The sequence below is a fragment of the Brasilonema bromeliae SPC951 genome (assembly GCF_012912135.1).
Taxonomy (GTDB): Bacteria; Cyanobacteriota; Cyanobacteriia; order Cyanobacteriales; family Nostocaceae; genus Brasilonema; species Brasilonema bromeliae.
This window is the reverse complement of record NZ_QMEB01000217.1, coordinates 1-11,842: the sequence shown is the minus strand read 5'-3', so window position 1 is coordinate 11,842 and position 11,842 is coordinate 1. Positions and strand designations below refer to the sequence as shown.

The 11,842-nt window shown below is 41.3% G+C and carries 10 protein-coding genes; 4 read left to right on the top strand and 6 right to left on the bottom strand.

Features of this window, described 5'->3' with window-relative positions; genetic code table 11:
* The 3 genes from DP116_RS22400 to DP116_RS22390 form a co-directional block, all read left to right on the top strand.
* Positions 1-1,404, top strand: a 1,404-nt coding sequence (locus DP116_RS22400) for an NAD(P)H-quinone oxidoreductase subunit F (RefSeq protein ID WP_169157277.1), incomplete at its 5' end; no start/stop codon positions are given.
* A gap of 284 nt (positions 1,405-1,688) precedes the next feature.
* Positions 1,689-3,191: an NADH-quinone oxidoreductase subunit M gene (locus DP116_RS22395; protein ID WP_169157276.1), complete on the top strand. Its 1,503-nt coding sequence runs from the start codon at positions 1,689-1,691 to the stop codon at positions 3,189-3,191.
* Between the two features lie 38 nt (positions 3,192-3,229).
* Positions 3,230-4,543 (top strand): CO2 hydration protein, encoded by a 1,314-nt coding sequence (locus DP116_RS22390; RefSeq protein ID WP_169157275.1) that lies wholly within the window; start codon positions 3,230-3,232, stop codon positions 4,541-4,543.
* 71 nt (positions 4,544-4,614) lie between these two features.
* Here DP116_RS22390 and lysS read toward each other — a convergent pair whose 3' ends face one another.
* The 3 genes from lysS to DP116_RS22375 form a co-directional block, all read right to left on the bottom strand.
* On the bottom strand, positions 4,615-6,141 hold the full coding sequence (lysS, locus tag DP116_RS22385) for a lysine--tRNA ligase (protein ID WP_169157274.1): 1,527 nt from the start codon (positions 6,139-6,141) through the stop codon (positions 4,615-4,617).
* A gap of 104 nt (positions 6,142-6,245) precedes the next feature.
* A complete protein-coding gene (locus tag DP116_RS22380) occupies positions 6,246-6,647 on the bottom strand; it encodes a PIN domain-containing protein (protein ID WP_169157273.1) in 402 nt (133 codons plus the stop codon).
* Positions 6,644-7,003 carry a ribbon-helix-helix domain-containing protein gene (locus DP116_RS22375; protein ID WP_169157272.1) on the bottom strand — a complete coding sequence of 120 codons (360 nt, stop codon included), beginning with the start codon at positions 7,001-7,003 and terminating at the stop codon, positions 6,644-6,646. The genes DP116_RS22380 and DP116_RS22375 overlap by 4 nt, the downstream gene beginning before the upstream one ends.
* Positions 7,004-7,207: 204 nt before the next feature.
* Between DP116_RS22375 and DP116_RS22370 the strand changes: the two genes are divergently transcribed.
* Entirely contained in the window at positions 7,208-7,432 is a 225-nt protein-coding gene (locus DP116_RS22370) for a DUF4926 domain-containing protein (RefSeq protein ID WP_169157271.1), read from the top strand.
* 22 nt (positions 7,433-7,454) lie between these two features.
* Here the strand turns inward: DP116_RS22370 and DP116_RS22365 are convergent, their stop codons facing one another.
* From DP116_RS22365 to DP116_RS22355, 3 genes are all read right to left on the bottom strand, one after another.
* Positions 7,455-8,522 (bottom strand): DNA cytosine methyltransferase, encoded by a 1,068-nt coding sequence (locus DP116_RS22365; RefSeq protein WP_169157270.1) that lies wholly within the window; start codon positions 8,520-8,522, stop codon positions 7,455-7,457.
* A gap of 33 nt (positions 8,523-8,555) precedes the next feature.
* Positions 8,556-9,401 (bottom strand): NgoPII family restriction endonuclease, encoded by an 846-nt coding sequence (locus DP116_RS22360; protein WP_169157269.1) that lies wholly within the window; start codon positions 9,399-9,401, stop codon positions 8,556-8,558.
* 104 nt (positions 9,402-9,505) lie between these two features.
* On the bottom strand, positions 9,506-11,725 hold the full coding sequence (locus tag DP116_RS22355) for a phosphoketolase family protein (RefSeq protein WP_169157268.1): 2,220 nt from the start codon (positions 11,723-11,725) through the stop codon (positions 9,506-9,508).
* Between the last annotated feature and the right edge of the window lie 117 nt (positions 11,726-11,842).

The window sequence follows — 11,842 nt, the reverse complement described above, 5'->3', positions numbered from 1 at the left end:
TTAGTAACCTACTTATTAGTAGGACTTTGGTTTAGTCAACCTTTGGTTGTCACAGGTGCTAGAGATGCTTTCTTAACCAAACGGGTGGGAGATTTATTTCTGCTGATGGGAGTTCTGGCAATATGGTCACAAGCTGGGACTTGGAACTACACCGATTTAGCAGAATGGGCGACTACTGCCAATGTCAACCCAACCTTAATAACGTTAACATGTCTGGCATTAATTGCTGGTCCGATGGGTAAGTGTGCTCAATTTCCCTTGCATCTGTGGTTGGATGAGGCAATGGAAGGACCTGTTCCCAGTACAATTTTACGGAATTCTGTAGTCGTTGCGACTGGTGCTTGGGTGCTGATTAAACTGCAACCTGTTTTCAGCTTGTCGCCAATAGCGACTTCTGCAATGGTAGCTATCGGTGTTGTGACAGCAGTGGGTGGTTCTTTGATTGCGATCGCCCAAGTTGATATCAAACGCTGCTTATCATACTCCGTCAGTACATACATGGGTTTAGTATTTATCGCCGTAGGAACACAACAAGATGAAGCAGCACTGTTACTAGTTCTCACTCACGCCTTAGCCTCAGCACTCCTAGTCATGAGTACTGGTGCAATTGTTTGGAACAGCATCACTCAAGATGTCAGCCTTCTGGGGGGACTTTGGTCACGCCGTCCAGTATCAGGCATAGCATATATAGTAGGGACTCTAGGATTAATTGGGTTTCCACCGTTAGGCGGCTTTTGGGCATTGCTGAAATTAGCGTCGGGACTGTGGACAACACAACCTTGGCTTGTGGGAGTCATTATAATAGTCAACACTTTAACAGCCTTTAGCTTAACCAGGGAATTTAGTTTAATATTTGGTGGAAAACCAAAGCAAATGAGCGATCGCTCACCTGAAGTCAGTTGGCAAATGGCTTTACCCACGATCATTTTGCTTGGCTTTACTCTCCATTTACCCTTAGTGTTACAAAGCTTATCACTACTACCAACTTGGGCAACTCTCAACAAAGATGTCGCACTCCTGCTAATTTGGTCAAGTGTTTTTGGGTGCAGCATTAGTGCTGTTATTTATCTAGGCAATGTCATTCCCAAACCAATTCGCTTACCATTGAAACCTTTGCAAGACTTGCTAGCATACGACTTTTACACTCCAAAACTGTATCGGGTGAGCATAGTTTTCAGCGTTGACTTAATTTCAAAACTAGCAGACATGATCGACCGCCTCATATTCGATGGAATTGTTAACTTAGTTGGCTTAGTTTCCATATTGAGTGGAGAAAGTTTGAAATATAGCACATCCGGACAAACCCAGTTTTATGCATTCACCGTGCTATTGGGAGTAGGTATTTTAGGAATGGTAGTGAGTTGGCAACACTGGGGATCTCATCTTTTAAATTTGATGTTTTAGTTTCCAGACTGCTTATTAAAATGCGCTTACCCTGCTTGCGCCCATAAAAGCAGTCAACTCACAATCAATAACTAACAATAAAATTTGTTTTCGTCCAAAGCTTGTGCATCTCTCTGTTCTCTCTTCCTCTGTGACGCCAGTCGCTACAACGGGGGGAACCCCAACGCCAGATGCCTGCGACGGGAAACCCGTCTTCAGCACTGGCTCCGCAACGCGCTGGCTCTTCTCTGCGTCTGGAGCGGTTTTTTTAAGTTCTTTAGATCAGTCAAATCACTAACAAATTTATGCTCAGTACCTTAATTTGGCTACCTATTTTAGGTGCCGCTGTTATTAGTTTCCTACCTCGTGCCATTCCCGCAATTAATGTTCGTTTAACAGCCCTAACCGTTACTGGATTAGTTCTTCTTTGGAATATTTTCCTCCTGTTTAAATTTGATATCTCTCTTCCTGGCATGCAGTTGCAGGAATACTTACCTTGGAATGAAACCCTTGGTTTAAGTTACCAATTAGGGGTTGATGGACTTTCCATACTGATGCTGCTATTAAATAGTTTGCTCACCTGGATTGCTATTTACAGCAGCAACCAACAGACAGAACGTCCCCGGTTTTTTTACTCCCTTATCTTATTAGTCAGTGCAGGAGTTGCAGGTGCATTTGCAGCACAGAATTTATTGCTCTTCTTCCTGTTTTACGAACTAGAATTAATACCCTTTTATCTCCTGATTTCCATATGGGGAGGTGAAAAGCGGGCTTATGCTGGCATGAAGTTCCTAATTTATACCGCTGTTTCAGGAGCATTAATTCTAGCAACATTTCTGGGTACAGTTTGGCTCACTGGTTCAACTAGTTTTGATTACAATACACTCTCGACTCAAGCCTTATCAACAACACTGCAAATCATTCTACTTGTAGGAATCGTGCTAGGGTTTGGTATCAAAATTCCCCTTGTTCCCTTACACACTTGGTTACCAGATGCTTACGTTGAAGCCTCAGCCCCGATTGCGATTCTTCTTGGTGGAGTGCTAGCAAAGTTAGGAACTTATGGCGTTTTACGATTTGGGATGGCGCTGTTTCCCGAAGCTTGGAGTATTCTTGCACCCAGTTTAGCAACTTGGGGAGCAGTCAGTGCTATATACGGGGCAGTCACAGCTATTGCTCAAAAAGATATCAAGCGCATGGTTGCATATAGTTCCATTGGGCACATGGGGTATATATTGTTAGCAGCAGCAGCTAGTACTTCGTTAGCACTGATTGGTGCGATCGCCCAAATGTTCAGTCACGGTATTATCCTCGCCATCCTCTTCCATCTGGTGGGAGTTGTGGAAGCCAAAGTGGGAACCCGTGAATTGGATAAACTCAATGGCTTAATGAGTCCTATACGCGGATTACCCCTGACGAGTGCTTTACTCATTTTAGGGGGTATGGCAAGCGCTGGTATTCCTGGTATGACAGGATTTATTGCTGAATTTATCGTGTTTCAAGGCAGTTTCTCCGTCTTTCCCGTACCAACACTGTTGTGTGTCGTCGCCAGTGGCTTAACTGCAGTTTACTTTGTCATCCTGCTTAACCGTACCTGTTTTGGCAAACTTGATAACGACTTAGCTTACTATCCTAAAGTTCTGTTGTCTGAGAAAATGCCAGCTTTTATTTTAGCAGCCCTCATCTTATTCTTGGGAGTACAACCGAGTTGGTTAGTGCGTTGGAGTGAGACAACAAGTACAGCAATGGTTGCTGTTATTCCTCCTGTTGAAAAAACCGTAACGACTCAAGTTGCTCTCAATCAATAAACTTCCTTTGAAAATCTACTTTATTTGAGGAAATCAAAATGGTACAAACTCCAGATAAGGTTCAAGCTAAATTACCTCCTTCTACTCATGAATTTGCAGAAGTGATTCATCGGTTAGAAGCAGGCGGTGCAATGTTGCCCGATACGCCAGAAAACTTAATGCAAATCATCGGTCTTTACAAAGCATATGCAGTACCGATGGACTTCTACTGGCGCGACTTATTATATATTGCTGAGCAGGTATTTTTAGATCCATTTCCCTTTTTTAAATACTTCATTCCCCAGGAGTATTTAGATCGTCACAATCATTATGCTGGTGATGATGCTGAGTTGAGAGTTTGGCGAGGTGAGGCGACTGCTCATCCAGAACTCTTGGCATTTATGGAAAAGGGTGAAACCTTCAAAATGCCTAAGTTATTGCATCACTTATTCCATGATCGAATCAACATGGAATTTGCCGAAGCTTGTATGCGAGCAATGCTTTGGCATAGAGGAATGGGTGGGAAATTTGACCCTTATCTGGATACTGAAGAATACAAAGCTAATGCCGATAGGGCAATCAAAGCTTACTTCAAAGGTAACCCATTCATGTTAGGACTCTACAAACTGTTCCCAGATATGTTTATAGAACAGTGTCGTCAGATGTCTTACTACGCTAATCTGGGTTTGTTCTGGGAAGTCATGGCTCCCGTATTTTTTGAAATGTCAGACTTATACGACGAAGGAAAAATTACGAGTGTCCCAGAAGCAATGAATTTTATAGTAAATGGAATTTTTGCGGCTGCAAATCGTCCTATTTACCATCATGTTTATATTCGTGGTGAATGCTACGAAATTGTTCCTAAATCTAAAGGTTTTGTCTGGCTGCACGAAGCTGCATTACCTTATGTGGAAGCAGTTTTTTATCGTACTGCTCCCTTCCGGGGTACAAAATCTTATAATGCTCAAGCAGGACAAGTGCCAATAGACCAAAAAGACTTTCACTATGGAATTCTTTATGCGGATGTCTTTCCAGTAGGTACTGCAGGTATTCCACCAACACTGCTCATGCAAGATATGTTGCATTTCTTGCCACCGTATCTTATTGATTACTACAAGAATTATTGCCGAGGAGAAGAAGATACATTGATTCAGTTGGGAATTAGTTTCCAACGTTCAATGTACTGCGTCACTTCTGCAGTTATTCAAGCATTGCGGACTGTACTTTGTCATCCTTTAGATGATCCAGATCCTGAACATTTACAAGCAAATCGGGACTTTTTTGAGTCTCAGTTAAATCGTTTTACTCGTCCTGAGTATGGTATTCGTAATGCTGCTCGCCTGCGGGATATTCAAAGACAGGATTATAGATAATTCCTCCTGACTTCTTGCATGAGTATCAGTTTAAGAAGGTGCGTTACATTTTGCCGTAACGCACCTTCTGGCTATGTGTCTGATTCTGTAGATGATTCGGATTTTTCAGGTTTGAGTAATGGGAATGCGATCGCATCCCGAATACTCGCACAATCTGTTAACAACATCACCAACCTGTCAATTCCAATTCCTAACCCGCCTGTGGGAGGCATACCATATTCCAACGCCGTCAAGAAATCTTCATCCACTCCTTGCGCTTCCAAGTCACCCGCAGCTTTTCGTGCAGCTTGTGCTTCTAAACGTTGTCTTTGGTCGATAGGATCAGTCAACTCTGAGAAACTATTGGCAGTTTCCCGTCCGACGATAAATAACTCAAATCGCTCTACTATACCAGGCTTTGAACGGTGTGGTTTTGCCAGTGGCGAAATTTCTACTGGGTAGTCAATCACAAAAGTTGGTTGAATGAGGTTTTCCTCTACCTTTTGCTCAAAGGCTTCATTCAGCAACTTACCGATTGAAGGGCAATCTTTGACACCTTCCAAACCAGCATTTTTACTAGCAGCTTTTGCCTCTTCCAAAGTTTGGAAGGAGTTGAAATCTAAGCCTGTATATTCTTTTACCAAATCGTGCATTGTCGCACGTCGCCAAGGGGAAGTCAAATCCACTGGTGTGCCTTGATAGGTAATTTGTAGCGTGCCGAGAACCTCTTGGGCAACGGTGGTAATGATACCTTCTGTTAGCGCCATCATATCGTTGTAATCGGCATAAGCTTGGTAAATTTCAATTGTGGTAAATTCAGGGTTGTGACGAGTTGATATTCCCTCATTGCGGAAAATCCGCCCCAGTTCAAACACCTTTTCAAATCCACCGACAATCAAGCGCTTAAGATGGAGTTCTGTTGCAATTCGCAGAAACAACTCCATCTCTAAAGTATTGTGGTACGTGATAAACGGACGCGCATCTGCACCACCCGCTTCTGCTTGTAAAACCGGAGTTTCAATTTCAATAAAACCACGCTGTTCCAAGTAACGACGAATACCAGCAGTAATGAGCGCGCGACGGCGAAAAGTTTGACGCACTTCAGGGTTTACTATCAAATCAACGTAACGCTGACGGTATCGCTTAGCAACATCCGTCAACCCATGCCATTTATCAGGTAAAGGCAAAAGGGATTTGGTTAAAATAGTGTATTTTTTTACAAAGACAGATAGCTCGCCCTTTTCAGTCCGTTTGATTGTCCCACTAGCCCCCAAGATATCACCGACATCTGTGAGTTGCTTGAGGTGATTGAAAGCATCAGCATCAACATCTGCCATGCTTTCTTGAATGCGATTTTTTTCCAAATAAAGCTGAATTGTGCCGGTTTCATCTTCCAAAGTGAAGAAAGCCAATTTCCCGAAAACACGACGCGCTATAACGCGTCCAGCCACAGTCACCTCTAAATCAACTTCTTCACCGTTAGGCAAATCAGCATATTTTTCCTGTAATTGAGCCGCGTGATGGCTGGATTCCCAATGGTAGGCATAGGGGTTCATCCCCAGTTGTCTCAGCTGTTCTACTTTTTCTAGCCGCGTAGCACGGATATCTTCTTCCGACATGTTTAACGAACTAAATAGGGCAAGATTTCATTATTGTATGTAATTGTAAGAGTAGCTGTAGCTTTCTCAGACGCCAAACTAGTACAACAAGTCAAAAGTCAAGCTTATGGTAAAGTCCAGTTTTCTAGTTGTAGTTCGGTAATGCGCTGATAATGACGGGTATTGTTCGTAACTAAAATATAATTTCCTGTAAGAGCAACACTGGCAATGAGTAAATCAAAATCGCCAATTGGTTGTCCTAGTCTGCGGAGTTCTGCTTTTAATTCTCCAAAGCGTCTGACAGCAGAATCAGTAAGAGGTAAAACAGGTAGCTGTTTAATAAAAAATTCTGCACGAGCAAAATTTTCTTCAATTCGATTAGAATTAAACGCACCAAAGTACAGTTCAGCAGCAGTGATAATGCAAATGGAAATTTGATTCCATCCTACTTGCCTCACCTTTTGTCTGACTGAATAACGATTAGTAAGCCAATAAATACAAGTATCAGTATCAAGTAAATAAGTCACAGACTATATTCAGACTTAGAAATAGTACGGCTATCATATATCTCTTTGATGATTTCTTCTGGTGTACGTTCGTCTTCCCAAGCACCAAAGCTTTCCATAAATGTTTCCAGTGGATGCTCTGTTGGTATATCTTCAGAGGGCATGATGATTTCTGTAGCTATCAGCTGATCTGCTTCGTTAATACCTAATTTATGAGTTTGCTCTTTAGCTGTAACAAGAATTTGCATTAAGCTAATCGCCTGACGCAGAACATCGCTTTTAGTGACACCAGTTTTTTTCGCAAGTTCTTCTAATACCTGGTTCAATTCTGGTGACAAATCTAGATTTAAGCGAACCATTCCTTGAGTGTTAGTCATGGTTTAATCCTTGTGTAAAATCTTTAGTAAATCATAGCTTACAGATGGTCAAGATAATTTGTGACTGCCTATAGCAGTCCTATCTGATTTGTAAAATAAACCTTTAGTGAATAAACCGCAGAGGCGCAGAGAACACAGAGGAGGAAAAGAGAGATTTTTACAACTGATGCGCGGATTGCTATATCAATTGAAAAGGTGAAAAAAATGATTGCAGAACTTGTAGTGGTTATTCTAACAACTCATATTTCAGAGTACGGGTTAGAACAGGGTGATATAGGTACAGTTGTTTTGGTACATCAAGGTGGTAAGGGATATGAAGTGGAATTTCTCACCGAGTATGGGGAAACCGTGGCAATTGTTTCACTCTTAGCTGCACAAGTTCGTTCCATTGGTAGCCGAGAAATTGCTCATGCATGGGTTATGGATTGATGGTATTGCATAAAATTAAGTCTCAAGCGAAAGAAGAACTGGGTTCAAATAATGTGAGTTGTGTCGGATATTTGTGACGACGCACATGATTACAGACACCAAAATTTTGGTATTCTTTTATATCTATAATTATTTTAGTAGCAAGCTTTTTTGCTAGCAATACAGGAACAGCATTTCCAACCATTTTATAGCCATCACCTATATGTTTGTATTTGAAAATAAATTTTTCTGGAAACGTTTGAATTCTTGCACATTCTCTAACGGATAATCTCCGGTACGGTTTTAATGAATTAGGATCAAAAATCCATTTGTCTTTCTCAACCCAAATCATTTTTTGTGCTTGAGGATGTATAGGAGCATGTCTACCACCTGCCTGAATTGTAAAAGATGGCTCATCCCAGGTTCTGACTCTATTTCTTGACATATAAATGCTAGAAAAGCTACCTTCCATATATTCATGATTAGGTACTAATGGATGAGTTTTAGATACCTCTCCTGCTACTGGTGTCGGTTCAATATCACTTAGCTCGTAGATAGCATCTCTAAGAGTTAAAATGTGATTGCTTTCCAAGGGAAATTCAAAGGTTCCCCCCATCTCTTCTCTATACCCTATAATAATTACCCGTTTTCTATCTTGGGGTACTCCATAATTGCAAGCATTCAGTAATTTATAAGTAACCTCATATCCAGCATCTTTAAATTGATATAAAATATTTGTCAAAGCTTTGTTATGCTTTTGGGCTAAAATCCCACTGACATTTTCAGCTAGAAAAAATAGAGGTCTTTTTTCTCTAAGAATTCTAATGTAATCATAAAATAACTGACCTCTGCTATCATTTATTCCTCGTCCAGCACCAGCTTCACTCCAACTTTGACAAGGAGGACCACCAATGATACCTACGCACTCAGGTATTTCATCAGGTTCAATAACTCTGATATCTCTTCTATCTAGTTTTACATCTGGATGATTAAGTTCATAAGTATCCCAAATTGACTTATCATATTCGTTTGCCCAGACTATGTTAAATCCAGCTTGATGAAAGCCTAAATCTAAACCTCCACAACCTGAAAATAGAGACACTATATTCATATTGATTCATTATAACTTAACTTTTTTGGAATTCTATATTCTATAGATAAATATTTTAGCACGAAGAAGTTGGGCAGGATTATTCGGATCTCTAATGTTAACATTTTGGTTTTGGAAGTTAACATTAGAGATAGCTTCTATTTCTTCTCGACTTTCTGGAGAAAAAGATAAATACTTTTCTTCTTTCATAATTACGACTACTTGTAAATTCTCTGTTGCCTGAGTTTGAAAAATATAATCATAAACGTATATAGGATTTGTTATTCCCCACATTCCTCTAATCCTCAAATAAGTGATTCCTAGAGGATCTACTTTATTCACTCTTCCTAGCTCTCTAGTTTCAGAGAATTCAACATCTTTTATTTCTGTAATGCCGCTACTAATTTTTTTAGCAATTCTTTCATAGATTTCTCTGTCGGCAGCATAGCAATCACCATATATAAACCAAAGAATTTTCAGTTTTTTATTTTCTGGAACACCAATTACATAAATAATGTCTTTTTCTTGCCAATCTTCACATTGACGACAATGCTTGGTGATCAGTGGACTATCATAATATAATTTAGATTTTGGATAGGAACTGTTTAATGCAATACTTGCTTTTAGTGATTCTATTTTTTTGACTTCTATTGCATCACCATTTTTTAAAATTAGATCGGGTGGGTTGTTCTGATTACCTATATAAGAGAAAACCTCAGAATATCTCTCATTTTTTAGAGCCTGCTCGCTTTGACTTAAAGTTTCGGCAAAGATATCCTTTACAAAACATTCCAAAGCATCACCAATACTGTTAATTCTATTTTTACCTTGGTAGTAACTTACTAAATCTGGAATGGGATTATCAACAATTGTTTTAATTGCTTTAAGTAAGTCTGCCATAAATGTATGTTATGTTTATTACTATATTCTAATTAGATAATAAAGATTATGCCGCTCCTCATGTGTGAAGAGCGGCAATACCGTATCGTATCAGATTGCTAAATCTAATGCACTAACTCAATCCCCCGCTTCGCCAACGCCTGCGCCGTCAAACCATTAAACGCCATCAACTCGCCAGCACTCGCCGTCGTCTCCCCGCGCTTCCACGCGAAGGTATCCCGCTTCGCAGTACTCCGTAACATGATGGGTTCTAGCATCCCCGCAGCACCACCAGTCACACCAATGAGTGCATCGCCATCAAACAATTCGGCAAATTTCTGATCATCCACAAAACCACCATCAGCTTCAGAACAAATATCCCAAGCAGTATCATGGGGACGATATAAACGCCGAGGATTGATAACAGAAACAATCTTGACGGCAATACCTTCAGTTTCTAGAAAAGCAGCAGCTTCAAATACTGGGATTAACGTCATATCGCCAATTACAGCAAATACAACTTTCTTACTTCCCCCTTGATTAGAATCAACTTCTTGCAACACTATCGCGCCATCGCGTAAAGCTTGACTCGTTTGTTCAAAAGTGGTGCGAATTGGCAATGGTGACTTACTAGCAGTAATCACAATTCCCTTATTCTTAGTCGTCAATGCCCAGTCATAACAAACTTGAATACTGTTAGCATCAGGGGGAAACAATGGGAAGACATTACCATTGCGCATTAACGAAGCAAAATAAGCTTCAATTTCCGGACGTTGGTGAGTCCAACCGTTGCGTCCTTGCTCTAATGCACCAGCGGTGAATAATGTAATAGTTGAGGGAGTACGACGCCGCAATTCTGCCATTGCTTGCGTGACTGTTTGCCAAATTGGTAAACCGTTGATGGCAAAAGATTCGTAAGAACACCACAAAGTCCTAGCACCCATCAACGATAAACCAGCAGCTAACCCCGCACAAGCATCTTCACTTAAAGGTTCGTATACTTGTCCGTTTGGTGCTTGGTTGTATAAGTCATCTGTCGTAGGGTGGATAATCTTAAGTGCAGAGTTGATATTGGCAATACCAGATGCTTCGTTACCGTCGGCGTTAGTTACCAAGAAGTTTCTATCTATCTGTCCAACTTTTCCCACCAATCTTCCCATAGATGTGGTGGAAACTTTCGGTTCGCCACCCACTGGATATTCTTCTAAAGGCAATTCGCCTAATTCTGGCAACTCATATTCAAATTCTGTCACAACTGTCTTCGCTGCAGGACCTCCGCCTGCGCGTTCACAATTTGTCCGCACTAGTTGCCAAACTTCTGGCGGTAAGGCACGTTCTTTCAGGGCACTTACAATATGAGGAGCATCCAAAGTGTCTTTAGGATAAAGGTTGTGAGACTTGGCACCTCGTGCATGAACTCCCGCACCTTTGAGTTGTTTTATGATAAATACGGTTAGCTTACCACTCAGTGCAGAACGTGCTGCTTCATCTACACCTGTCAGCACAGCTTTGGTAAAAGCTAGCCGCTGCTCAAAGGAAAAGGCGGTACTATCAACATAATCGCCTGTTTGGTTTTGGTCGTCAAAGTCTTTGGCATCGACTAACACGACTTTTTCAAAACCGTTACCGTACCAGTATGCGATCATTTGTTCATTGGTTTTAAGGGAAACCATGCTGTGGTGTTCCTGGCTGTAGCCATTCCATACCAATACTGGTAAGAAGTTGGTGACACCAGGGAAAGCGGTGTGGAAGTGTGCTATTGAACTCATGATATACGGTTCACCCAATCCACCATCGCCAACGGTGAAGGGGAAAAGCTTGTCTTTGTGCAGCAATGCGGCTGACATTGCGAAGTGTTGCCCTTGTCCTAAAGGACCTGCGGGTGCGAGAATACCGGGAATGTAGCCAGAAAGGTGTCCTAAAAGCCCGTGTTTTTCTCGGAAGCGATCGCGCAATTGCTGCACCGTATAAATTCCCATGTCCTCTAGCGATCGATCCAAGAACATGGCACTATAAAATCCAGGGGCATGGTGTCCCACTTCGGTAATAATGTTTTTGTAACCGAGCATGACAAGCGCCGCATAAGCTTCCGCTTGAGAAGCAAAACCACCTGGGTGTCCAGAAGCTTTACTTGCTGTGACTTGCAGTATTAGGTAACGCAAAGCGTCAGCAGTAAGTAAGGTTTGGAAGGCGGCGGCTGGATCACCAGGATTGGCACTCCCACCTGAATTAATGGCAGGTGTTCCACCATATGTTTCAAAACCTGGGATTGCTTCACCAAAGTATTGAATACCTTCACAAAAATTAGGAGCCGCTAAAGTTTCCTTTGGGGTTGTTGCCGTCATGCTAAGTACCTTAATCTAAGTATGAGGAGACACTGGAGATGCTCTTCAATTTAACAAAGATTTTACAACTTTCAGGTTGTAACAGTTTATTGTTCTTTGGCAACATAAATATAAGGA